This window comes from Acidovorax sp. JG5, from assembly GCF_017939685.1.
Classification (GTDB): Bacteria; Pseudomonadota; Gammaproteobacteria; order Burkholderiales; family Burkholderiaceae_C; genus Acidovorax.
The window spans coordinates 100,775-124,988 of the sequence record NZ_JAGKSE010000008.1 but is presented as its reverse complement, the minus strand read 5'-3'; the positions used below and the strand labels follow the sequence as shown (position 1 = coordinate 124,988).

At 64.0% G+C, this 24,214-nt stretch carries 24 protein-coding genes; 20 read left to right on the top strand and 4 right to left on the bottom strand.

Going from position 1 to position 24,214, the window contains the following annotated elements; translation table 11 throughout:
* Positions 1-101 precede the first annotated feature (101 nt).
* The gene (locus J8G26_RS19550; RefSeq protein WP_210568941.1) at positions 102-2,258 is read right to left on the bottom strand and encodes a flagellin; all 2,157 of its coding nucleotides are present in this window, start codon (positions 2,256-2,258) and stop codon (positions 102-104) included.
* 456 nt (positions 2,259-2,714) lie between these two features.
* Between J8G26_RS19550 and motA the strand changes: the two genes are divergently transcribed.
* From motA to J8G26_RS10905, 9 genes are all read left to right on the top strand, one after another.
* Positions 2,715-3,575, top strand: a complete 861-nt coding sequence (motA, locus tag J8G26_RS10945) for a flagellar motor stator protein MotA (RefSeq protein ID WP_210568940.1) — start codon at positions 2,715-2,717, stop codon at positions 3,573-3,575.
* A gap of 27 nt (positions 3,576-3,602) precedes the next feature.
* Positions 3,603-4,535, top strand: coding sequence for a flagellar motor protein MotB (gene motB / locus J8G26_RS10940; RefSeq protein ID WP_210568939.1), 933 nt, complete (start codon positions 3,603-3,605; stop codon positions 4,533-4,535).
* Between the two features lie 84 nt (positions 4,536-4,619).
* The gene (gene cheY / locus J8G26_RS10935; protein ID WP_210568938.1) at positions 4,620-5,006 is read left to right on the top strand and encodes a chemotaxis response regulator CheY; all 387 of its coding nucleotides are present in this window, start codon (positions 4,620-4,622) and stop codon (positions 5,004-5,006) included.
* Positions 5,007-5,010: 4 nt separating this feature from the next.
* A complete protein-coding gene (locus J8G26_RS10930) occupies positions 5,011-5,631 on the top strand; it encodes a protein phosphatase CheZ (RefSeq protein WP_210568937.1) in 621 nt (206 codons plus the stop codon).
* Positions 5,632-5,729: 98 nt separating this feature from the next.
* Complete coding sequence (locus J8G26_RS10925; RefSeq protein ID WP_210568936.1) at positions 5,730-6,884, top strand: EscU/YscU/HrcU family type III secretion system export apparatus switch protein; 1,155 nt, start codon at positions 5,730-5,732, stop codon at positions 6,882-6,884.
* The gene (gene flhA, locus J8G26_RS10920; RefSeq protein WP_210568935.1) at positions 6,881-8,962 is read left to right on the top strand and encodes a flagellar biosynthesis protein FlhA; all 2,082 of its coding nucleotides are present in this window, start codon (positions 6,881-6,883) and stop codon (positions 8,960-8,962) included. Before J8G26_RS10925 ends, flhA begins: the two co-directional genes overlap by 4 nt.
* Positions 8,959-10,452: a flagellar biosynthesis protein FlhF gene (gene flhF / locus J8G26_RS10915; RefSeq protein WP_087743615.1), complete on the top strand. Its 1,494-nt coding sequence runs from the start codon at positions 8,959-8,961 to the stop codon at positions 10,450-10,452. Before flhA ends, flhF begins: the two co-directional genes overlap by 4 nt.
* The gene (locus J8G26_RS10910) at positions 10,445-11,242 is read left to right on the top strand and encodes a hypothetical protein (protein ID WP_210568934.1); all 798 of its coding nucleotides are present in this window, start codon (positions 10,445-10,447) and stop codon (positions 11,240-11,242) included. The genes flhF and J8G26_RS10910 overlap by 8 nt, the downstream gene beginning before the upstream one ends.
* A gap of 4 nt (positions 11,243-11,246) precedes the next feature.
* Positions 11,247-11,963, top strand: coding sequence for an RNA polymerase sigma factor FliA (locus tag J8G26_RS10905; protein WP_087748145.1), 717 nt, complete (start codon positions 11,247-11,249; stop codon positions 11,961-11,963).
* A gap of 66 nt (positions 11,964-12,029) precedes the next feature.
* Here the strand turns inward: J8G26_RS10905 and J8G26_RS10900 are convergent, their stop codons facing one another.
* The 3 genes from J8G26_RS10900 to flgA form a co-directional block, all read right to left on the bottom strand.
* The gene (locus J8G26_RS10900; protein ID WP_210568933.1) at positions 12,030-12,398 is read right to left on the bottom strand and encodes a hypothetical protein; all 369 of its coding nucleotides are present in this window, start codon (positions 12,396-12,398) and stop codon (positions 12,030-12,032) included.
* A gap of 43 nt (positions 12,399-12,441) precedes the next feature.
* Positions 12,442-12,759, bottom strand: a complete 318-nt coding sequence (gene flgM / locus J8G26_RS10895) for a flagellar biosynthesis anti-sigma factor FlgM (protein WP_087743609.1) — start codon at positions 12,757-12,759, stop codon at positions 12,442-12,444.
* 93 nt (positions 12,760-12,852) lie between these two features.
* A complete protein-coding gene (flgA, locus tag J8G26_RS10890) occupies positions 12,853-13,605 on the bottom strand; it encodes a flagellar basal body P-ring formation chaperone FlgA (RefSeq protein ID WP_087743606.1) in 753 nt (250 codons plus the stop codon).
* A gap of 264 nt (positions 13,606-13,869) precedes the next feature.
* Between flgA and flgB the strand changes: the two genes are divergently transcribed.
* The 11 genes from flgB to flgK all read left to right on the top strand — a co-directional run bounded on the left by flgB (position 13,870) and on the right by flgK (position 24,207).
* On the top strand, positions 13,870-14,313 hold the full coding sequence (gene flgB, locus J8G26_RS10885) for a flagellar basal body rod protein FlgB (protein ID WP_087743604.1): 444 nt from the start codon (positions 13,870-13,872) through the stop codon (positions 14,311-14,313).
* Positions 14,314-14,343: 30 nt separating this feature from the next.
* Complete coding sequence (gene flgC / locus J8G26_RS10880) at positions 14,344-14,748, top strand: flagellar basal body rod protein FlgC (RefSeq protein ID WP_087743602.1); 405 nt, start codon at positions 14,344-14,346, stop codon at positions 14,746-14,748.
* An 18-nt stretch (positions 14,749-14,766) separates the two neighbouring features.
* Positions 14,767-15,432: a flagellar hook capping FlgD N-terminal domain-containing protein gene (locus tag J8G26_RS10875; RefSeq protein ID WP_210568932.1), complete on the top strand. Its 666-nt coding sequence runs from the start codon at positions 14,767-14,769 to the stop codon at positions 15,430-15,432.
* 27 nt (positions 15,433-15,459) lie between these two features.
* Complete coding sequence (flgE, locus tag J8G26_RS10870; protein WP_210568931.1) at positions 15,460-16,704, top strand: flagellar hook protein FlgE; 1,245 nt, start codon at positions 15,460-15,462, stop codon at positions 16,702-16,704.
* 33 nt (positions 16,705-16,737) lie between these two features.
* On the top strand, positions 16,738-17,478 hold the full coding sequence (flgF, locus tag J8G26_RS10865; RefSeq protein ID WP_210568930.1) for a flagellar basal-body rod protein FlgF: 741 nt from the start codon (positions 16,738-16,740) through the stop codon (positions 17,476-17,478).
* A gap of 31 nt (positions 17,479-17,509) precedes the next feature.
* Positions 17,510-18,283, top strand: a complete 774-nt coding sequence (flgG, locus tag J8G26_RS10860) for a flagellar basal-body rod protein FlgG (protein ID WP_210568929.1) — start codon at positions 17,510-17,512, stop codon at positions 18,281-18,283.
* An 11-nt stretch (positions 18,284-18,294) separates the two neighbouring features.
* Positions 18,295-19,008, top strand: coding sequence for a flagellar basal body L-ring protein FlgH (locus tag J8G26_RS10855; protein WP_210568928.1), 714 nt, complete (start codon positions 18,295-18,297; stop codon positions 19,006-19,008).
* Complete coding sequence (locus tag J8G26_RS10850) at positions 19,009-19,998, top strand: hypothetical protein (protein ID WP_210568927.1); 990 nt, start codon at positions 19,009-19,011, stop codon at positions 19,996-19,998. It abuts the gene before it with no gap.
* 133 nt (positions 19,999-20,131) lie between these two features.
* Positions 20,132-21,271 (top strand): flagellar basal body P-ring protein FlgI, encoded by a 1,140-nt coding sequence (locus J8G26_RS10845; protein ID WP_210568926.1) that lies wholly within the window; start codon positions 20,132-20,134, stop codon positions 21,269-21,271.
* 49 nt (positions 21,272-21,320) lie between these two features.
* A complete protein-coding gene (flgJ, locus tag J8G26_RS10840; RefSeq protein WP_210568925.1) occupies positions 21,321-22,217 on the top strand; it encodes a flagellar assembly peptidoglycan hydrolase FlgJ in 897 nt (298 codons plus the stop codon).
* A gap of 25 nt (positions 22,218-22,242) precedes the next feature.
* On the top strand, positions 22,243-24,207 hold the full coding sequence (gene flgK / locus J8G26_RS10835) for a flagellar hook-associated protein FlgK (RefSeq protein ID WP_210568924.1): 1,965 nt from the start codon (positions 22,243-22,245) through the stop codon (positions 24,205-24,207).
* Positions 24,208-24,214: the final 7 nt, after the last annotated feature.

The following is a 24,214-nucleotide window of genomic DNA, read 5'->3' as shown; positions in this document are numbered from 1 at the left end:
CGGCCATAAAGCTTGAAAAGCGGCGTGCGGACAGGCCGCGCGCCGCTTTACCGTTAAACCCCGGGGCCAGGCCCTGCGGCCCGGCCCTTTGCCAACCGTGCTTAACGCAGCAGCGACAGGATGTTTTGCGGCAGCTGGTTGGCTTGCGCCAGCATGGCCACACCTGCCTGCTGCAGCACCTGCGCTTTGGACAGATTGGCGGTTTCTGCGGCAAAGTCAGCGTCCTGAATGCGGCTGCGGGCGTCGGTCAGGTTGGCCGACGTCGAGGCCAGGCTGCTGAGCACCGAGTCAAAGCGGTTTTGCACCGCACCCTGGTCGGCACGGGCCGAGTCCACCGTGGCCATGGCGTTGTCAATGGCCTTGAGGGCGGCGCTGGCGCCTTCCTGGGTAGACAGGTCGATGGTGTCCAGCGACTGGCCGCTGCGGCCGGCGCCGTAGGTGCCAACACCCATGCCCAGGCTGTCCGTCAGCACCGCCGGGGTGTTGGTGCCCTTGTCAATGGTGAATTCGCTGACCGATGTCAGGGTGACGCTAGCGGTGAAAGTCGCAGCATTTTTCTGAGCTGCGGTCGCACTTGCCGCTGCGACGTCTGTCAAAAATGCAGCATTTAACCCCGAAGAATCAGCCGTCAGCGCAGCGGTTCCGCTATCTTGCGTAACGGTGATGTTGCGACCATCAGCAGCCACAAGTTTCACGCCCTCGGCCTCGTCGTCTACCGCGACCACGCCAGTTTGGGCTGAAAACTTGTTGATCTCCGTAATCACTGCAGCGCGGTTCTCTGCATTGGTTGCGCTTCCAGAAACGGTGATGGTGCCTGTGGTCACGCCATTGATCGTCAGCGTCGCGTCACCATCCGCGGCGGTCATCCCCCCCGCACCAACTCCCGCCACTTCGTTCGCATTGGCTGTTGCAGTCACGCCGGTTTTGTCGCTGATCGCATTGATGGCAGCGGCCCGCGAGATGGCGCTGCTGTCCTTGGCGTTGTACGACGCCGTGTCATAAGTTGTCAGAGACGCACCTACCAACTGACCGTTGATGGCGAAGTCACCGGCTGCAATTTTTGTGGTGGCATTGGTAGCCAGCGCCGCTGTAGCCGCCACACCCGAAGCCGAGGCCACCTGGGCGTCGTAGCTGCCCGCACGCAACCCCGAGTTCGTCAGGTCACCAGAGCCACTGGTAACGGTAATGGGCTTGTCAGATACCAAGGTGAATGAGCCGGCGAAGGTCACATCGTCAGTGGACGTTGCGTCAAGCGCCAAGCCGGTGTTAGCGGCGGTCAACCCAGCGGCACTCGCCTTCAAAGTGATATTGCGACCATCCGCGGCCGTTAACTTGATGCCACCGCTGTCCAGACCCGTGTCTTCGGCTGTCACGCCGGTTTCTTGGGACCTGGCGTTGATCGCTGCAGCAATGCTGGCGCGGGTGGTTGCGCTGTCGTTAGCAGTGGTGTTCACAGCAATATCAACGCCGTTGAGGGTGATGTTGCCTGCGGCGGTAGCAGCACCCCCTACCGTCATGGCGCTGCCGCCCACCTCATTGGCATTGACCTGGGCGGTCACGCCAGTCTGCGCCGACTTGGCGTTGATGGCAGCGGCCTTGGCAATGGCGCTGGAATCCTTGCTGGTGAATGACGCCGTGTCAGACACTGTGGACGAGGCACCGATGGCCACGCCGTTGATCACCAAATCATTGCTGCTCAACGCTTTAGGCGCCTTTTGCCCAATGGAGTTGACGGCGGCCGTAGAAGCGCTGCCCAGCGTTTTGGTGTCCATGCGGCCAATCGACACGCTGATGGTTTCGCCCGCATTGGCGCCCACCTGGAACTGGGTCTTGAACGAGCCATCAAGCAGCTTGGAGCCGTTGAAGTTGGCGGTGCTGGAGACGCGGTTGATTTCTTCGAGCAGCTGCTTGGATTCGGCCGCGATGGCCTTGCGGTCCACACCGGTGTTGGTGCCGTTGGCCGACTGCACGGCCAGCTCGCGCAGGCGCTGCAGGCTGTTGTTGACTTCGCCGATCGCGCCTTCCGCCGTCTTGGACAGCGAGATGCCGTCGTTGGCATTGCGGCTGGCCTGGTTCAGGCCCTTGATCTGGGCGGTGAAGCGGTTGACGATGGACGAACCGGCGGCGTCGTCCTTGGCGCTGTTGATGCGCAGGCCGGAAGACAGGCGCTCCATGGCCGTGGATTGCGCGGCCTGCGACTTGTTCAACTGGTTTTGCGTGTTGAGCGATGTGAGGTTGGTGTTGATGAACTGTGCCATGGTGATAGCTCCTTGTGTAACGAAAGTCCGAACGCGCGGTATTGCTGTCGGTATCCAGTGCCAGCCCACGCTGGCCGCCCAACCCGTTGGCGCCTCACTTTTGCTTGCGGGGTTTGCTTTCGGGGGCAGGGGTTTTGTTCCCTGTTGCTTGGGTTATCGGCCCCATGCGCAACAAACTTTAGGGCTGGCGTAACTTTTTGTGTGTTGTGCGCGCTTTTGGCTTGGTCAAGCCGCAAGCCCTCACCCCGCCCTCTCCCGGCGGGAGCGGGAGTCAAACCGGCGCAACCGAGGGGCGGTCACCAAAACGTTCGGGGCGCAGGGCGACGGGTGACGCGGATTTGCATCGGGCAGTGCAAGCGCTGGCAGTGGCCAACATGCTCCAGCAGCGCAATCTGGCGGCCCAAGCGGGCCTTGTTCGCGCTTATGGGCGCCAAGGACTCTGCCAGAATCCCCACCATGCTCGTCATCATTGGTTACATCGTCAGCCTGGTCTGCGTCTTTGGCGTGTTCATCCTGCATGGCGGGGCCATTGGCGTGGTGCTGAAGGCGCTGCCTTTTGAAATGGCCACCATCGGCGGTGCGGCGGTGGGGGCTTTTGTGGTCAACAACCAGCCCAAGGTGATCAAGGCCACCATGAAGGCCATCCCTGTGGCGCTCAAGGGGTCCAAATACACCAAGGCGCGCTACATGGAGCTCATGGCGATGCTCTATGACATCCTGCAAAAGGCCCGCAAAGAGGGGCTGATGGCGATTGAAAAGGATGTGGAGGCGCCGGCAGAGTCTGAAATATTCACCAAATACCCCACGGTGGGCAGCGACCACCATGTGATCGAGTTCATGACCGATTACCTGCGCATGATGGTGTCGGGCAACCTCAATTCGCATGAAATCGAGGCGCTGATGGACAGCGAGATCGACACCCACCACCAGGAGGCCCATGCGCCGGTGGCGGCGCTCAACCGTGTGGCCGGTGCCTTGCCGGCCTTCGGCATTGTGGCCGCCGTGCTGGGGGTGGTGAACACCATGGGATCGGTGGGCCAGCCGCCGTCGGTGCTGGGCGGCATGGTCGGGTCGGCGCTGGTGGGGACCTTTCTGGGGATTTTGCTGGCCTATGCTTTTGTGGAGCCGCTGGCAGGGCTGGTGGAGCAAAAAGCCGACGATGCGGCCAAAGAGCTGCAGTGCATCAAAAACACGCTGCTGGCCAGCATGCAGGGCTACAACCCGGCCACGGCCATCGAGTTTGGCCGCAAGGTGCTTTTCTCTGGTGACCGCCCCAGCTTCCTGGAGCTGGAGAGCCATGTGAAGGGCAGGAAGTAAGCGCGCGCCGCGCCAGAACACCACGCCATGGCAGAAAAAAAACTCCAGCCCATCATCATCAAGCGCGTCAAGAAGACCGGCCATGCCGCCCATGGCGGGGCGTGGAAGATTGCCTACGCCGACTTCATGACGGCCATGATGGCCTTCTTTTTGCTGATGTGGCTGCTGGGCTCGACCGCCCAGGGCGAGCTGCAGGGCATTGCCGCTTATTTCAGCGCGCCGCTGAAGGTGGCCATGGCGGGCGGTGACGGCGCGGGTAACAGCTCCAGTGTGATTCCGGGCGGTGGCACCGATCTGACCAAGGTGCACGGGCAGGTGAAGCGATCTAACGTTGAGCAGGAAAAGGAGCGCCGCATGAGCATTGACACGGCCCGTGTCGAGCGCGCCAAGCAGGACGCCACGCGCATCAAGGCCTTGCGGGCCAAGATAGACGCCATGATCACTGAGAACCCGCGGCTCAACGAATACAAGTCGCAGATCCGCATCGATGTCACGCCGGACGGCCTGCAGATCCAGATTGTGGACAACCAGAACCGCCCCATGTTTGACAGTGGCAGCGCCCTGGTCAAGCCCTACATGCGCGATATTCTTCGCGAAATTGGCGCGGCGCTGGGCGGGGTGGAAAACCGCATCAGCCTGGCCGGCCACACCGACGCCGCGCCCTATGGCAACAGCGACCGGGGCTATAGCAACTGGGAGTTGTCGGCCGACCGGGCCAATGCCTCGCGACGCGAACTGGTTGCAGCGGGCATGCCAGACGCTAAACTGGGCCGGGTCGTAGGCCTGGCCGCCAGCGATTTGCTGGAGCCCGACAATCCGCGCGCCCCTGCCAATCGGCGCATCACCATCACGGTGTTGACGCGTGAGGCCGAAGAGAGACTCATGGGAAAAAGCATTCCTACCGTCACTTCCACCGAGTTGATGGAAGAAAAGCAGGAAAATGCCGAGCCCGGCAGGTAATCATTGCGACTTGCGTTACGACTTGTCACACAACCTGCACTCTATGACAATACCTCCAGCCAATTTCGACCGAAAGGGTCCCCTGTGACCACCGCCCTTCGCTTTTTGATCGTTGACGATTTTTCCACCATGCGACGCATTGTTCGCAATCTGCTCAAGGAAAGCGGATTTGCCGACGCCGATGAGGCCGAAGATGGCGTGGTCGCGCTCAACAAGCTGCGCAACAGCAAATTTGACTTCGTGGTCACCGACATCAACATGCCGAACATGAACGGCTTTCAGTTGCTGGCGGAAATCAAGAAGGACGAAAAACTCAAGCACCTGCCTGTGCTGATGGTGACGGCAGAAGCGCGCAAGGAAGACATCGTGGCCGCCGCCCAGGGTGGCGCAGCGGGCTACATCGTCAAGCCATTTACCAAGGCGACCCTCGAGGAGAAGGTCACCCTGATTCTCAAGAAGATGGGGTTATGACGCCATGGAGCCCACCGAAAACTCTTCGGCAGACTCTGCCGCCGTTCACCACAAGATCGGCCAACTGACGCGCCAGCTGCACGATTCGCTGAACGAGCTGGGTTATGCCGAGAAGCTGCGCGGTTCCATGGGCGAATTGCCCGATGCGCAAAGCCGGCTGTCGTATATCGCCCGGCTTACCGGGGAAGCGGCCGAGAAGGTGCTCAACCGCGTCGAGCAGGCCAAGGCGCAGCACGATTTCATTGCCAAAGAAACCCGCAGGGTGGTCACGTCGCTGGTGAAAGACCCGGTAGCGGCGGTGGCCAAGGGCGAGATCATGAACTTTCTCACCGATGTGGAGCGCGTGACCGCCGAGGCCGACGAGCACCTGACCGAGATCATGATGGCGCAGGACTTCCACGATCTCACGGGCCAGGTGATTGCCCGCGTGGTGAATCTGGCGGCAACGATTGAGCAGCAACTGGTGCAGTTGCTTATCCAGACCGCGCCGCCCAACGTGCAGGCCGCGCCGCCAGAGGCGCCGCGCGCTCATCTGGCGGGGCCGGTGGTGGACCCCGAGCACACGCCCGACGTGGTGACCAACCAGTCGCAGGTGGATGACCTGCTGGCAAGCCTGGGTTTCTGACCTGCGCCACCCGATAAGCAGGCCCAGCGGGCCTCTTATCGGGCTTTAGATTTCCAGGTCGCTCACGACAATGGCATGGCACCCACCGTCATGCCACCATGGAATCCAGCCAAGAAAAAAGCCTCCCCGCGACCGAGCGAAAGCTCCAGAAAACGCGTGAAGACGGCCAGGGCGCCCGCTCGCGCGATCTCTCGCACCTGGCCATCCTGGGCGCCGGGGCCGGCTGCCTGATGGTGCTGACCCCTGAATTAATGGAGCACATGCAGCGCGCCATGGAGCAGCAGCTGAGCTTCGATGCAGCCACCGTGATGGCCACGGGCAGCATGCTCACCCGCCTGAATGACATGGTGCTGGTGGGCCTGGTGGCCAGCACGGTGTTTGCCGTGCTGACGGGTGGCGCGGCCCTGCTCAGCGCCATAGGTGCGGGCGGCTGGATTTTCAGCGCAAAGCCCATCGCGCCGCAGTTCAGCCGGCTCAACCCGATCTCCGGGGCCGCCAACCTGTTTTCCAAGCAGCAGATAGCCAACGTGGCCAAGATGGTGCTGATGACCGCGATCCTGTCATTCGTGGCGTGGAATTTCATGGGCAACAGCATCCACAGCGTGGCCATGCTGGTGCTGCAACCCTCGCCGCTCGCACTTCGCCATGTTGCACAGTGGATGATTTCCGGCACCAGCCTGCTGCTGCTGGTGGTGTTTTTGGCGGCCGTGATCGATGTGCCGCTGCAGGCATATTTCTTCAAGTCGCGGCTGAAGATGTCGCACGAAGAAGTCAAGCAGGAACATAAAGAGTCGGACGGCAACCCCCACACCAAGGGCCGCATCCGCCAGCGCCAGCGCGAAATGGCCGACCGCGCCAGCGTGGGCGCCGTGCCCAAGGCCGATTTTGTGGTGATGAACCCCACGCACTATGCCGTCGCCCTGAAATACGACGAACAGTCCATGAGCGCCCCGCAGGTGATTGCCCGCGGCACCGACCTGATCGCCTTGAAGATTCGCGATCTGGCCGGCGCCCACGGCGTGCCGGTGCTGCAGTCGCCCATGCTGGCGCGCGCGCTGTATGCCCATGCCGAACTCGACCAGGCCATTCCCGCCACGCTGTACACGGCGGTGGCCCAGGTGCTAGCCTATGTGTACCGCCTCAAGGCCGCCCTGCGTGGCGAGGGCAAGATGCCCGACGCGATGGTGCAGCCCCATGTTCCCCCTGAGCTCGACCCGCTGAACCGGGTGGCACCGCAAGGCCCTGCCGTATGAACACCTCCGTAAACTCTCTTCGGCAATGGGCGGGCAGCAACGCCGGCGCGTTGCAGGGCCTGTCGGCCCCTTTGCTGGTGGTTGCCATCCTGGCGCTGATGGTATTGCCCATCCCGCCGTGGCTGCTCGATGCGTTCTTCACGCTCAATATCGCGGTGGCGCTGATGGTGATGATGGTGGCGGCATACATGCTGCGCCCGCTGGATTTTGCGGCCTTTCCCTCGGTGCTGCTGCTGACCACGCTGATGCGCCTGTCGCTGAACGTGGCCTCGACCCGCGTGGTGCTGCTGGAAGGCCACACCGGCCCCGGCGCGGCGGGTGCCGTGATCGAGGCGTTTGGCCACTTCCTGATTGGCGGCAACTTTGCCGTGGGCCTGATCGTGTTCGCCATTTTGGTGGTGATCAACTTCGTGGTGGTGACCAAGGGCGCCGAGCGCATTGCCGAGGTGTCGGCCCGCTTCACGCTGGATGCCATGCCCGGCAAGCAGATGGCGGTGGATGCCGACCTGAACGCCGGCCTGATTGACGAGAAAGAAGCCAAGCGTCGCCGCGCCGAAGTGGCCGAGGAAGCCAACTTTTTCGGCTCGATGGACGGCGCCTCCAAGTTTGTGCGCGGCGATGCCGTGGCCGGCATCCTGATTTTGCTGATCAATATCGTGGGCGGTTTTGCCATTGGCGTGCTGCAGCACGACCTGTCGGCCAAGCAGGCCGCCGACAGCTACATTTTGCTGGCCATTGGTGATGCACTGGTGGCCCAGATTCCTGGCCTGCTGATTTCGGTGGCGGCCGCCATGGTGATCTCGCGCGTGGGCAAAGACCATGACATGGGCCGCCAGATCGTGGAGCAACTGTTCCTGTCGCCGCGCGTGCTGGGCGTGACCGCCGGCATCCTGCTGCTGCTGGGGCTGATTCCCGGCATGCCGCACATCGTGTTCCTGACCATGGGCGGGCTGCTGGCCTATGGCGCGTGGGTGCTGCACGAGCGCCAGAAGGTGCCACCAGCCGTCGAGACCCCGCCCGCCCCCGTGAGCGACGGCGAAGCCACCTGGGACGACCTGCAGCCGGTGGACCTGCTGGGGCTGGAGCTGGGCTACCGGCTGATCACGCTGGTGGACAAAAGCCGCCAGGGCGACCTGCTGACCCGCATCAAGGGCGTGCGCCGCAAGTTTGCGCAAGAGGTGGGCTTTCTGCCGCCCGCCGTGCATGTGCGCGACAACCTGGAGCTCAAGCCCAGCGGTTACCGCATCACGCTGCGTGGCGTGGTGGTGGGCGAAGGCGAGGCGTTCCCCGGCATGTTTTTGGCCATCAACCCCGGCGGCATCACCACGCCGCTGATCGGCACCCCCACCACCGACCCCGCTTTCGGGCTGCCCGCGCACTGGATCGACGAACGCCAGAAGGAAGCGGCACAAATGGCGGGTTTTACCGTGGTTGATTCAGAAACCGTGATGGCCACCCATTTGTCACACTTGATGCAAGTGCAAGCCGCCAAATTGCTCAGCCGGACAGAGACCCAGCAGCTGGTGGAGCATGTGGCCAAGCTGGCCCCCAAGCTCATCGAAGAAGTGGTCCCGAAAATGGTTTCTATCGCAACGTTCCAGAAAGTCCTGCAGCTGCTGCTGGAAGAATCTGTGCACATTCGCGATATCCGCACCATCATCGAGACGCTGGCCGAGCACGCCGTCAGCATTTCGGACCCGGCAGAACTGGCGCGGCGGGTGCGCATTGCGCTGTCGCCCGCCATCGTGCAGCAAATCTACGGCCCGACGCGCGAACTCAACGTCATCGCCATCGAACCCGGGCTGGAGCGCCTGTTGGTGCAGGCCCTGGGCAATGCCGCCGGCCCTGCCCTGGACCCCGGCGTGGCAGACATCCTGACGCAAAAAGCGGCCGAAGTGGCGCTCAAGCAGGAAGAGATGGGCTTGCCCGCCTGCCTGCTGGTGCCCGACCAGATTCGCACCGCCATTTCCCGGCTGGTGCGCCGCGTAGCGCCGCGCCTGCAGGTGCTGGCGCACAGTGAAATTCCCGAGACCCACACCATCCGTATTGGGCCCATCCTCAAAGGTGCATCCGCATGAACATCCAACGCTTTCACGCTCCCACGTCACGGGAGGCCCTGGCCAAAGCGCGCATGGCGTTTGGCGAAGGCACGCTCATCCTGTCCAACCGCCCCACGGCCAATGGTGTGGAGGTGGTGGCCACCGCCGAAGACACCCTGTCGGACCTGGACAGCGGCAGCGCCGCCTCGGGCATGCAGACGCATCTGACTCCCGCCGCGCAACGCGCCGCCCGCCCGGCACCCGCCGCGCGCAACCCGGTGGAAGAAGACACGGAACAGCTGGCGATGAGCACACTTTCTTTTCAGGACTATGTGCGCGAGCGCATGCTGCGGCGCCGCCATGAGGCGCTGAATGGCCCAGCCGAAACGCCCACGCTCACGGATCGCAGCCGCGACCCCACTTCCGATCGCGAGCGCATGCCCGCCCCGCAGGCGCCGATGCAGGTGGCCCGCCACAACCCGCTGCGTGCGGCGCCCATGGAGCGCCCCGCAGAGCCCGCGCCCCGTCGCCGCCCGGAGCCCCCGATGGCCCAGGCAGCCGCACCCGCATCCTCGGCAGGCCAGCAAAGCCTGATGAACGAGCTGCAGGCCATGAAGGAGCTGATTGAAGACCGGTTCAACACGCTCTCGTGGCTGGGCCAGGCCAAACAAAACCCGATCCAGTCCAATCTGATGCTCAAACTGATCCGCGCCGGCTATTCGCCTGCCCTGTCGCGTGCCATCCTGGAGCGCATGCCCGAAGAGCTGTCGGCGGCCGAATCGGTGCGCTGGCTCATGGAGGTGCTGGAGCGCAACCTCAAGACCGACATGCACGCGCCGCCGCTGTATGAAGAAGGCGGCATCTTTGCACTGGTGGGCTCGACCGGTGTGGGCAAGACAACCACCACGGCCAAGCTGGCCGCCCATTGCGCACGCATCCACGGACCTGCCAGTGTGGGCCTTATCACGCTGGACACCTACCGCGTGGGCGCCCATGAGCAACTGCGCACCTACGGGCGCATGCTGGGCATCGTGGCCCACCTGGCCCACGACCGCGCCGCGCTGCAAGACCTGCTCGGACTGCTGAGCGGCAAGAAGATGGTGCTGATCGACACCACGGGCGTGGCGCCGCGCGATCCGCGCAAGCGCGACATGCTGGACGTGCTGGACCTGCCCAACGTCAATCGCCTGCTGGTGCTGAACGCCGGCTGCCACGGCGACACGCTCGACGATGTGCTCACCGCCTTCAAGACCAGCGGATCGCAGCAGGCCATCCTTTCCAAGGTGGACGAAGCCGTCAAGCTGGGCCCCGCGCTGGATGCGCTGATCCGCCACCAGATGGTGCTGCGCGGCATCACCAATGGCCAGCGCGTTCCCGAAGACTGGGATACGGCCGATGCGCACCAGCTCATCAGCACATCGATGCGCGCGCCGACAAAGTCAGCGTTCGACCCCAAGGCGACCGACCTGAACTTCTTTTTCTCACACTCGCCCGACACCATGACCGAACGGGGGCTTGTGGATGCTTGACGTCAGCTTTCACCAGGGTGCTGGCCTGCTCAGCTTCACACCGCAGTCCGAATTGCGCGTGCTGGCCGTGGCCAGCCAGGGGCAAGCGGAAACCGGCATGGAGGTGCTCTGGCAACTGTGCGCCAGTCTGCAACGCCTGGGCTACCCGGTGGTGGTGCTGGATGGCACGGCCTATGAGACAGAGGCATCTCCGGGGCTTCACCACCTGCTCAGCCAGGCGCCGTGGCACGAGGGCGCAAGCCTGAACCTGGGGGACATCGCCTCGTCCCTGGCTGTCATCCCTGCCGCCCAAGGCCTGCCCGAACTGGCGCGCATCGCCCGGGCAACCGACACCGCTCCGCTGCAAGGGTTGCTGCCCTATTTCCGCGCCTACGGGCTGCTGGTTCTTCACGCCCCGGCCAGCGTACTCGGCCCGCTGCTCACGCACACGGCCACCACGCCGCTGGTCATGATGCCGCCGGGAGCAGCAGGCGTGCTGACGAGCTACCAAACCCTCAAGCAGATCGCGCTGCATGCCGGCCTGCCTTGTACCGTGGCTGCAGTATTGCAGGAAAACAGCGCACCGGAGCGCACCCAAGCAGCGGGTGCATTGCGCACCTTGCAGCAATGCGCAGACCGCCACCTGGGGGGGCGGGTGCGCACCACCACCCTGTCCGCCCACAATAGCCAGGATATGCAGCGCCTGGCCTTGCAACTACTGGAAAACGCGGGCACCATCGGTGGAACGATGTCAGCAATGCCTATCCACAACCTGACCGGCCTGCCTTCACATGGTGTTCGGAGCCACTGATCTGATGTATACCGCCAAAGGCCAGCTCGACCGTGATGCGCTGATTCGCCAGCACATACCGCTGGTTCGACGAATCGCTCACCACATGATTGCCAAGCTGCCTCCCAATGTGGAGGTGGACGACCTGATCCAGGTGGGGATGATGGGCCTGGCGGAGGCGCTTTCGCGCTACGAGGCCACCCAAGGAGCACAGTTCGAAACCTTTGCCACCCAGCGCATCCGCGGCGCCATGCTGGACGAGCTGCGCGAGGGCGACTGGATGTCCCGCAGCTCCCGCAAAAGCCAGAAAGACATCGAGCACGCTGTACGACGGCTGGAACAGAAACTGGGCCGCAGCCCCCTGGAGTCGGAAATTGCCGCCGACATGGGCATGGCCCTGGCCGAATACCAGAGCCTGCTCGGCAAGGTGCGCGGCACCCAGTTGGTGTATCTGGAAGACATGACCCACGGCAATGATGACGAGGATGGCTTTCTGGACCGCCACGCGGCCGACAGCGACGCCGACCCTCTCGAACTATTGCGCGACCACCGCCTTCGTTCTTCCCTGGTCCAGGCCATCCAGAGCCTGCCCGAGCGCGAACAGCACATCATGGGCATGTATTACGAGCATGACATGAACCTGAAAGAAATTGCGGCGGTGCTGGGTGTCACGGAATCACGGGTGTGCCAGCTGCACAGCCAGTCGATTGCCCGTCTTCGCGCCAAAATGCGCAGCCACTGAGCGCTGGAATTTCGATGGAAGGGGTTGTGGCGCTCATTGCGCCGCATGCACTTTTTGTGCGACTTTTCAGCTGGCAGACCGGTAAATACGGGCCACGCTTCCCGCGTTGCGCCCCCCCATCGCGCGGCCATAGGTGGCAGCCGCATCTGCGGGAGGCAACAATCCTGCGACTTGCCTGTCGGTAATGGCCGCCAGACGGGCCAGGCTTTCACGCTGGACAGCCAGCATGGCGCCGACGGCCTGCAGACGCTTTTGCATGGCGGCAGGCAGGGCACCCTGCCGTTGAATCTGCGCCATGACCTGTGAAAGCTGCGCGGATGCGTTGCGCAGCTGGGCGCTGCCCGACTCCAGCGCTTGCGGGTCTGCAGCCAACAGCGCTGCAGAAACGCCATCCAGATGTTTTTCTACTGCGGAGAGTGCGTCTTCCAGCTGCATGGTGCCCTGTGTGCGGGTGAAAGCGCTAAGGATGGAAAACGGGTTAGCCGCGGGAGCGGGAGAAAATTTCCTGGGCGTTGGACAGCATTTTGTCGGCAATGGCCTCGGCATCCACGGTGAAGGTGCCTTGATCGATGGCAGCTTTCACAGCCTTGACCCGGCCCGCGTCAAAATCTCCCACGCTTCGCGCAGTTTGTGCAAGGGTTCGAGCGCTCGTGGAAACCGTTACAGGCACGCCAGCGGCCGACGCGGAAACCGCGCTTTTTGCCGACTCTTCTGCCACGGCTGGGGCTTTTGCTTGTTTGGACAGCCCTGTCTGCGCTAGTGCGCCCGGGAGTTCCGGTTTTTGACCAATTTTCATCGCTCTCTCCACCACCCCGCTTGATGTGGGGCACAGTAGCAATGTTTTCGACCCATTTGAGTGAGACTTTAGCCATTTCTGGCCAAAGACACATCAAAGAGATGCATTGATCGTCCCGTCATCATTCACAATGCCTGAGACTAACCGCCCATTACCCATGCGGACGCGGACAGTCTGTCCCACGGCTCCGTTCGACATGGCCTGGCCCGATGAGGTCACCGCATAACCCGGGCCTTGGGCCACCACCCGCACCTGCGCACCCGCTCGGAAGACGCTGGGCGCCCGCACCATGGACTGGCGCACCGCTTGCCCCGCCATCAACTGGCGGGACGCCACCTGCCCGACCCATTGGTCGGGGTTGGCCAGAACGGGCGCGGCTTCAGCAGCCCAGTCCACCTCGGCTTCGCTGGCATCTGCCGCAGTCAGCTCGGCTCCGGACGCCACATTGCTGTTGAGCACCCAGGCCGGGCCAAAGGCCTTGATGCTCACCGGCAGAAAAACATTCCAGGCTGCGGCCCCTTCCACACAGCGCAGCCCAAGGCGCGTGCGCCCCCAAAGGCGTGAGCCCGCCGGCAAGTAGGGCTCCACACGGGCGCAGGGCGCCAGGCGCAGCCGGCTATCGAGCTGGCCCACGCTGACTTCCATGCGCAAGGGCAAGCCGCCAGGCTGGTTGCGCGCCAGCGCATCGTCCAGCCAGCGCTGCGTGAGCGGCGCCAGATCGACAGCCGGATCCGCCGCTGCCTGCGCCCGGGCGGGGCCGCCGCACAGAGCTGCCCCCAAACCCGCCAGCACCAGGGTCGTGCACAGCAAGCTGCGCCGCAGCGGTGGTGGCAGGCAAGCCCGCATCAAGCGGTGCAACGAGGCAAGGGGGGGCAGGGGGATAAGGGGCGACATGGCGATCTCCGGGGCGGGCGCATGGACTGCCAGCCACTGGGCAGACCATTTCACCGCTGCAACTATAGGCAGACCCGCGCCAGATGAACCCGGAAACTGCGCGCCAATGCCCGCGTTCTTCGGGCTTTAGAAAAAGCCGGCGATTTCCATAATCAATCCACGCCGAAAACCCTCTTCAGGACCCGGCGCCACTGCAACCCTGAGTGTGAGGCACACATGCTTGACAAGATGACCGACCGGCTGGACTTTCACGGCAACGCACTGTTGCTGCGTGCCGAGCGCCAGCGCGCCATCGCCAGCAACATTGCCAACGCCGACACACCCGGGTACGTGGCCCGCGACGTCAACTTTGCCCAGGCCATGCGCGAGGCCACCGGTTCTTCCACCGGCACGGGCGCAGCCCGGCTGGCCAGTGGTGGCGCCGGCGCTGCGGGCGCCACCGACCCACGCCACATTCCGCTGCCCGCATCAACCACCGGCATCGGCTCGCAAAGCACGCTGGGGTACGCGCTGCAAACCCAGCCCAGCCTGGACAACAACACTGTGGACCTCGACCGCGAGCGCGCCAACTTCGTGGACAACGCCGTGCGTTACGAGGCCACGCTGCGCTTCATCAACGGGCAGTCCAAGACCATGCTCAGCGCCATCCAGGGGCAATAAGCCCGGCCGCGCAGCAAAAGGGAAACCACCATGTCCATGTTCTCCATCTTCAATGTGTCGGGCAGCGCCATCAGCGCGCAGTCGCAGCGCCTCAACGTCGTGGCCAGCAACCTGGCCAACGTGGATGCCGTGGCGGGGCCGGACGGCCAGGCCTACAAGGCGCGCCAGGTGGTTTTCCAGACCACGCCCATGGGTGCAGACAGCTCTGCCGGGGTGCGCGTGAGCGCCATCAACGAAACCACCACGCCGGGGCGGCGCATCCACGACCCGGGCCACCCGTCCGCCGATGCGCAGGGTTACGTGACCCATTCCAACGTCAACGCCGTGGAGGAAATGGTGAACATGATTTCCGCCTCGCGCTCTTACCAGAACAACGTCGAGGTGATGAACACGGCCAAGTCGCTGCTGCTCAAGACCCTGCAGATGGGCCAGTAATTTTCAAGACAAGCCACCATGATCACCAGCACCACCTCCGCCACGTCGGGCTCTTCGGCCTTGGACTCCATCACGACCAAAAGCGACGCCGCAACCGACCCCGCAGCCGCCCAGGATCGGTTTCTGAAACTTCTGGTGGCCCAGCTCAACAACCAGGACCCCATGAACCCGATGGACAACGCGCAGATGACTTCGCAAATTGCGCAGATCAACACGGTGACCGGCATCCAGCAGCTCAACGACACCGTCGCCGGACTGGTCAACCAGTTTTCGGCCCAGCAGATGCTGCAGGGCAGCGCCATGGTGGGTCGCCAGGTGCTGGCCGAAGGCGACACCCTGTCCGTGGACAGCGAGAGCGGCCAGGCCACCGGCGCCTTCGACCTCGCCGGATCAGCCGCCAGCGTGAAGATCCAGGTGCTCGACGCCGCCGGCAAAGAGGTGGGCACGGTCGACATGGGCGCACTGCCCGCGGGCCGCTTCAACTTTGCCTGGGACGCATCCGCCTACCAGGACGACAGTGCACCGCGCTTCAAGGTGCTGGCCGCCAATGGCGAGACCAACGTGGCATCCACAGCGCTGATGATCGACAAGGTCACTGCCGTGAGCATGGACAGCGGCAGCCTGCAACTGCAGCTGTCGCGCGGCGGCACGACCACCCAGGCAGGCATCAAAGCCATTCTGTAATTTCAAGATTCATCAGGAGCACACACCATGGCTTTCCAACACGCCCTCTCGGGACTGAACGCTGCCAGCAAAAACCTGGACGTCATTGGCCACAACATTGCCAACGCCAGCACCACCGGTTTCAAATCCTCGCGCACTGAATTCGCAGACCTGGTGGCATCCTCCATGGGCTCCGGCGGCGGCGGCGACTACGGCATTGGCGTGGAAGCGGCCACCGTGGCCCAGCAGTTCTCACAGGGCAATGTCACCGTGTCGGGCAACAACCTCGATGTGGCGATCAACGGCAACGGCTTTTTCAAGGTGCAGCAGCCCGATGGCTCGGCCGCCTACACGCGCGCCGGCAACTTCAAAATAGACAAGACGGGTGATCTGGTTACCACCGGTGGTGCGCAGGTGATGGGCTTCAAGATCGATCCTGCTACGGGGCTCAGCACCTCCGAGGCGCAACCGCTAAGTTTCCCGACGGGCGCACCCATCGAGGCTAAAGCCACCGCCGGCATCACTGCGGTGCTCAACCTGGACGCACGCGCTACTGGCAACCCTGCAAAAGTAGGCCCGCCAGCCGTTGCCGCCGTCGCCCCTGCGGATCGTTCCACCTACGGCACCTCCATCAACGTGTATGACACACAAGGCGTGCCTGTGCCAGTCAGCATCTATTTTCAAAAGGCCGACGCCAACCAGTGGAATGTGTATGACACGCTCGACACCACTGCTGCCCCCCGGGGCACCATCACCTTTGACGGCAATGGCAAGTACGTCAGTTCCACACCCTCACCCCTGACGGTGAACGTCGATCCGTCCGCGGTCAACCCCAACAATCCACCCGCGCCGTGGGATGTGACCATTGATCTCTCGACCGTCACCCAGCTCGGCAGCGAATTCGCCGTGGCCGACCTCTCGCAAGACGGCTATGCCTCGGGCGACCTCACGAGCATCGGCATCGCCAACAACGGCATGGTCATGGCCGCCTACTCCAATGGCGTGACCCGTGCCGAGGCGCAGGTGGCGCTGGCCAACTTCCGCAACCCGCAGGGCCTGCTGGCCGTGGGCGGAAACAACTGGGTGGAATCGTTTGACTCCGGCGCGGCCGTGCTGGGCAAGCCGGGTGACGGCAACTTTGGCGCGCTGCGTTCGGGTGCGCTCGAAGACTCCAACGTCGACCTGACGGCCGAGCTGGTCAACATGATGACCGCCCAGCGCGCCTACCAGGCCAACGCCCAGACGATCAAGACGCAAGACCAGGTGATGTCCACCCTGGTGAACCTGCGCTGACCCACGCAGTACCACTGAACCCGGAGCACTGCAATGGACCGCATCATCTACACCTCCATGACGGGCGCCAACGCCGCCGCGCACCGGCAGGCGGTGCTGGCCAACAACCTGGCCAATGCGTCCACGCAGGGCTTTCGCGCAGAGCTGTCCACCTTCCGTTCGGTGCCCGTCCAGGGCGAAGGCTCGACGACGCGCGTGTTCGCGCTCGAAGCCACCGCCGGCCACTCGGACAAGACCGGGCCGGCCCAGACCACGGGACGCAACCTAGACGCCATGGCCGTGGGCAATGCCTGGTTTGCCGTACAAGGGCTCGATGGCACCGAGGCCTACACCCGCGCGGGCCGTTTCGAAGTCTCCAACACCGGCCAACTGGTCACACCGGCCGGTCTGCCCGTGCTGTCGGACGGCGGCGCGCCCATCGACATTCCGCCCAACGCCACCATTTCGCTGGGCACAGATGGCACGGTCACCGCCAGGACGGGCAATGAGCCCCCGACGCCGGTGGGCCGCCTCAAGCTGGCCACGGCCACGGCCGACAACCCGGTGCGGCGCGGCGATGACGGCATGTTCCGTGCCGCAGCCGGCGACGCCCTGCCCGCCGACCCCAACGCCCGCATGCAACCCGGCGCGCTGGAAGGCTCCAACGTGAACGCCGTCGAAAGCATGGTCGGCATGATCGCCGCAGCACGCCAGTTCGAACAGCAGATGAAGCTGCTGCAGACCGCCGAAACCAACGACAAGAGCGCCAGCCAGCTGCTGAGCCTCAACGGCTAAGCGCCGCACCAGAAACCAAAGGAAAACCACCATGATGAATTCACTGTGGATCGCCAAGACCGGCATGACCGCCCAGCAAACCCAGCTGGACGTCATCTCGCACAACCTGGCCAACGTCTCGACCACCGGTTTCAAGCGCAATTTCGCCGTGTTCGAAGACCTGATGTACCAAAACCAGCGCCAGGTGGGATCGCAAGCCAACGAAAACGCCGAACTGCCCACAGGCTTGCACCTGGGGCTGGGCGTGAATGTGGGTTCTGTGTCGCGCAATTTCCTGCAAGGTGGCTTGCAGAGCACCGGCAATGCGCTGGACATGGCCATCAATGGCCAGGGCTTCTTCCAGGTCCAGTTGCCCGATGGCACAACCGCCTATACACGGGCAGGCAACTTCACGCTGAGCTCCACAGGCGTCGTGGTGACGCCCGAAGGACATGAGCTGGTGCCGCAAATCACGGTGCAGACGGGCGACACGGTGGACATCAGCCGCAGTGGCCAGGTCTCGATCACACGGGCCGGCGTCACCACCAACGGCCCGCAGCTGCAACTGGCCAACTTCGCCAACCCGGCCGGCATGGAGCCGATGGGCAACAACCTGTTCCGCGAAACCGTGGCCTCTGGAGCGCCGGAAGTGGGCAATCCGCTGACCAACGCGCTCGGGGAAATCCGGCACAAGTTTCTGGAAAACTCCAACGTCAACGTGGTGGAAGAACTGGTGAACATGATCCAGACCCAGCGCGCCTACGAGATGAACTCCAAAGCCATCCAGACCTCGGACCAGATGCTGGCCAAACTGGCGCAAATGTGAGGAGCACCGCCATGAACACCCTCCTGCGCCTGATGGGCTGCGCCGCTCTCGCCATGCTCGCCGCGGGCTGCGCCAGCTTGAACCCACCGCCCCCCGTGGACGTTTTGTCCACCGCGCCACCGCTCCTGGCCCCCGCACCGTCTCGCAGCGCTGGGCCTGCCACGGGCAGCCTGTTCCATACCGCCAGCTACCGTCCCCCGCTCGAAGACCAGCGGGCGCGTTTTGTGGGCGACATGGTCACCATCAGGGTTTTCGAGAAAATCAAGGCTAGCCAAAACAGCCGGTCGAACGTTGACCGCGACGGCAGCGTTGGCGGCGGTATCACAGCGCTCCCTCTGCTCGGTGCTTCCACAGCAGCAAAGATCGCCGGGCGCTCGGCCATGGAAGCTGGTTACAACAACGATTTCAAAGGCGGCGGCAAAACGACCAGCGAAAATGAATTCGACAGCAAGATAACCACCATAGTCACCGAAGTGCTGCCCAATGGTCACCTCGTCATCACGGGTGAAAAGCAGGTGGGCGTGAACCGCAGCGTGGATGTGCTGCGGTTCTCGGGCATCGTCGATCCTCGCCATCTCAGCCGCGAAGCACAGCATGCAGGCAGCGCCATCGACTCGAAATACGTTGCCAACGTGCGCGTAGTCTCCCGCGGCCAGGGCGAGCAGGCGGAGGCCCAGGCCATCGGCTGGCTGACACGCGCCTTCAACTCCATCACGCCGTTCTAAATGAACCCCCTGGTCGCTCGGTTTCTCCGCCTCTCCGCCTTGGCGCTGGTGCTGTGCGGCGGCTTGGCCACCGCGCAGGACCTGCGCGACCCTCCTGAGCAGACCTTTACCGTCTGGCCCAACATTCCCGTGATCCGCGCTGCCGACCTGGGCGACTATGGGCAGGACCGGAAAATCTTTGCCGACCTGCACGCCGCCAAAGCCGACCCGGCCAAAACGCTGGAAGCGCTGCAGGCGGTGGACCAGCTGCAGGCCCACCACGAGCGCATGGCACTCGGCCAGCTCGGCCGCTCGGTGAATGCGCAGTTCATTGGCGAAGTGGACAAGCAAAGCCGCCGCATCAACGGCACCCGGCCCCGGCTGCGTTTTGAGTTTTCGGGCATCACGCCTGACGAGTTGCAACGTGCAGCCGTGCTGGATGCTGCGGCCAAGCAAGCCCTGCAGAACAAGGCGCGCAACGTGGCACTGGCCGCCTACATCAGCTACACGCGCCTGCAAGAGACGCTGGTACAGGCCACCGTGACGCTGGTGCGGCTGGGCACGGGTGCGTCACAAAGCTTCACCGTCACCGCCCCGGCGCAGGAGCTGGGCGAAGCGCTGGCGCGCGCCGTGGTGGACTACTTCAGCGGCACGCGCTTTTCCGCCCACCAGAACCCTTTGGGCGCTGCACAGTGGCTGCTGTCTGCGCCGGGGCATGCAGACCAGCTGGTATCGCGCGACATGGCGCAGCGCTATTGCCAGTCGCAGCAGGCGGCACTGCCCACCGTCGACGAAATGGAAGCCGCCGAGGCCGCGGGCTTCTACGGCGGCGGCGTGACCCTGCGGCCCCACACCCCCTACCACGTGCAGACCGGCCTGTACGACCCCGCCGACGATGCCGGCAAAGTGCGCCCCAACTACATCGCCAGCGTGCGCAACGGCTACTACTACTGCATCCGCAACCCGCTGCCAGCACCACAGGTGCAACGCCCGAGAAATCAAAAACGATAGCTGCTCGCGCTTGATGGATAAGCGCTTGAGTCCAATTTAGCTTGAAACGCAGCCCACTTTGTGACCCCAACAAGCGCCGGAAGCCGCCTCTTTTCACGCTTTAGCTGGCGGCACAGGTCTCCACAATGGAGCCATGAACTTCCTGCCTTTGTCCCGCCGCATTGCCTACCTGGCCGCACTCGCAATGCTGACCCTGGCCCTGCCCGCGCAGGCGCTGCGCATCAAGGAAGTCGCCGCCGTGCAAGGGGTGCGCAACAACCAGCTGTCGGGCTACGGACTGGTGGTCGGCCTGGACGGCACAGGCGACAAATCGGGCATGCCCATCACCGGGCAGGCCATGCAGAACTACCTGCAGCAGATGGGCATCAGCCTGCCGCCCGGCGCGGCGGCCCTCAAACTCGACAACGTGGCCACTGTGGTGGTCACTGCCCAGCTGCCGCCGTTCGCGCAGCCTGGCCAGGTGATCGACGTGACGGTTTCCTCCATCGGTTCGGCCAAATCCATCAAGGGCGGCACCCTCATCGCCACGCCGCTACGTGGCGCAGATGGAGAGATCTATGCGATGGCCCAGGGCAATCTGGTGGTGGCTGGCGCCGGTGCCACCGGAGGTCGCGCCAACACGGCGGGCGACCGCAGCAGCGTGCAGGTCAACCACCTCAGTGCCGGCCGCATCCCTGGCGGGGCGCTGGTGGAGCGCTCGGTACCCACGCCGCTGCACGAAGGCGACACCATCACGCTGGGGCTCAACGCCTCGGACTTCCAGACGGCACGCACGGTAGCGCAGGCGATCAACGCGCGACGTGGCCCGGGCACGGCCGAAGCGCTTGACGCACGCACCGTGCGCGTACAGGCACCACCGGATGCGCATGCGCGCGTGAACTTCATTGCGGATCTGGAGGAGCTGCCCCTGCCCGAAACACCCCGCGCCGCCAAGGTGGTCATCAACGCGCGCACGGGCTCCATCGTCCTGAACCAGGCCGTGACACTGGGCCCATGCGCCATCGCCCACGGCAACCTGTCGGTGATCATCAATGAGACACCAGTCATCAGCCAGCCCAATCCGCTGTCGCGCGGCCAGACCGTGTCGGCGGTCAAGAGCGACATCGCCATCCAGTACGACGGCGGCAAGGTGGTCAACATGCCGGCATCGCCCCTGCTGAGTGACGTGGTGCGCGCACTGAACAGCCTAGGCGTGACGCCCCAGGATCTGCTGGCCATTTTGCAGGCCATCAAGGCGGCCGGTGCCCTGAACGCCGAGCTGGAAGTGATCTGACCATGCCCTGCCCCACCAGCGCCCTGTCGGCCACGCACCAGGAGTCACCATGGCTTTGACCCTGCCCTCTTCCGCGACCTCCAGCACCACCAATGCGCTGGCGGCCGATGCACGCTCGCTCAACGCCCTGAAATACGAGGCCGGGCAAAACAGCCCCCAGGCCGCCAAGGAAGCCGCCAAACAGTTTGAATCGCTGTTCATGCGCGAGCTGATCAAGAGCATGCGCGAAGCCACCATGAAATCCGGCCTGATGGACGGCGCCCAGGGCAACCTGGGCACCGACCTGCTGGACCAGCAGCTGTCGGTCAACATGTCGGGCGTGCCCGGCGGGCTGTCGGAAGCCATTGCGCGCCAGCTTTCGCGCCAGATGGGCGGTGCCGACACCAGCATCTCCGTGCCGTCCACTCTCAGCCTGCCCGGCGTGACCTCGCGCGGCGCAGCCCCCGTGGCCACGGGCCCGGTGCCCAAGGGGCGCGACGGCTTCGTGCAGTCGCTCAGCGCCACCGCCGAGCGCGTGGCGCAAGACAGCGGCATTCCGGCCAGCTTCATGCTGGGCCAGGCGGGGCACGAAACCGGCTGGGGCAAGAGCGAGATCAAACACAAGGACGGCTCCAACTCGTTCAACCTGTTCGGCATCAAGGCCGGCAAGGGCTGGACCGGCAAGGTGGCCGAGATCACCACCACCGAATACATCAACGGCAAGGCCCAGAAGGTGACCGCCAGGTTCCGCGCCTACGACTCGTACGAAGACTCGTTTCGCGACTACGCCCGCCTGATCACCGACAGCCCGCGCTACGAAAAAGCCCAGGCCACCGCCCGGACCGGCTCGGCCGTGGCCTATGCGGCAGAACTGCAGAAGGCCGGTTACGCCACTGACCCCGAATACGCCAAGAAGCTCAGCGGCGCCATCAACAGTGCGCTGCGCGTGCAACGTGCCCAGGCGTGATGGACGAGAAGAACCGAGGTAAGCCATGAGTCTGCTCAACGTCGGCGCCCGCGCCCTGCAGGCCAACCAGGTGGCCCTGCAGACCGCCGGCCACAACATTGCCAACGTCAACACGCCCGGCTATTCGCGCCAGAGCGTGGTGCTTCAGACCGTGCAGGGCCAGTTCACCGGGGGCGGCTACATCGGCAAGGGCGTGGATGTGCAGACCATCCAGCGCAACCACAGCGAGCTGCTCACGCGCCAGGCCACGGCGGCATCGGCGGTGGATGCGGGCGACACGGTGCGCATGGACCGACTGCGCCAGCTGCAGGAGGTCTTTACCGGCGGCACCAGCGGCATCGGCGCCTCGATCAACGACATGATGAACGCGCTCTCCGATGTGGTGAGCGCCCCCACCGACCTCACCGCGCGCAGCGTGGCCCTGACGCGCATGGACGAAACGGCGGCGCGCATGCGCGATGCCTCGCAGCGCCTGGACGAAATCGGCTACACCGTGGCCGAGCAGCTCAAAGGCAGCATGCTCACGGTCAACAGCCTGGCCAAGAACATTGCCGGCGTGAACGAGCAAATTGCCCGCGCCCAGGGCAACGGCCAGCCCGCCAACGACCTGCTAGACCAGCGCGACCAGCTCATCCGCGAGCTCAACCAGCACATCCAGACCTCGCAAGTGGCCGCCGATGACGGCACCGTGAGCGTGTTCGTGGCCGGCAGCCAGCCGCTGGTGCTGGGCAGCAAGGCAGCCACGCTGTCGATCGACGACCCGGCCGACTTTGGCGCGGGCAGCGGCAAGAAGGTGCTGAACTTCCAGCAGCCGGGCTCCAGCACCAAGGTGGAACTCAACGAAAGCATGCTCGGCGGCGGCCAGGTGGCAGGCTTGCTGCGCTTTCAGAACAACGACCTGGCCGAGGGGCGCAATCTGCTGGGGCGCATGGCCATTGCCATCAGCGAGTCGATGAACACGCAGAACAAGCTGGGGCTGACGCTGGACGGCCAGCCCGGCCAAAACCTGTTTGCGCCGATCAGCCTGGGCAATGCCACTGCGGGCAGCGGCAATAGCTCGTTGGCTTCCATGATGCTGGCGGTTTCGAATCCGACGCTGCTGCAGGCATCCAGCTACACCATCAGCTTTACCACGGCAGGCGCGGGGTCGGTCACGCGGCACTCGGATGGCAAGGTGTTCAGCTTCGACAACTCGGCTCCGGCCACGACGATGGCGGCTGTTTTCTCGGCGCAGGGGTTAAGCGTCGTCCCGACAGCCCCACCCAACGCTCCAGTCGCTGGCGACCAGTTCATGATCAACCCACTGCAGGGTGCTGCAGCGGAACTGAAGGCGGTGCAGTACTCGCCAGTGAATTTGGCGGCGGCCAATCCGGTCAATGCGGCCATGGGACCAGCGAATATGGGTTCGCTTCAGTTGGTTTCGCTGAAGGCAACCGGCCCGATCACGCAACCTGCAACGGGAAGTCCTGTAACGATTACCTTCCAAGCAGGATCGCCTGCCACATATTCAGCATCGCTTCCCGGTGCGCCCCCAACCATTGTTTCCGGCAACTATGTTTCCGGCGAAAAAATTTCCATCGACGGCTGGGAAATCACGCTCAGCGGTTCGCCCAAGGACAACGACACCGTCACAGTAGGCAACGCCACCGATCCCCAATACGGCGACTGGTACCAACGCGACACCGGCAACGCCAGCGCACTCATGGCCCTGCGCGACGTGCCCATGTTCGACGGCGCCACGCTGTCCGATGGCTTTGCCAGCGCCATGGCGCAGGTGGGCACGCGCACGCAAAGCGCGCAGTTTGCGGCCGAGCTGTCCTCCTCCATCGCGGCCAATCTGGAGCGCGACCGCACGGCCGTCTCGGGCGTCAACCTGGACGAGGAAGCGGCACGGCTGATCCAGTACCAGCAGGCCTACCAGGCCTCGGCCAAGTTGATCCAGATCGCACAAAATATCTTTGACACCCTGATCCAGGGGCTGGGCCGCTGAAGGTCTG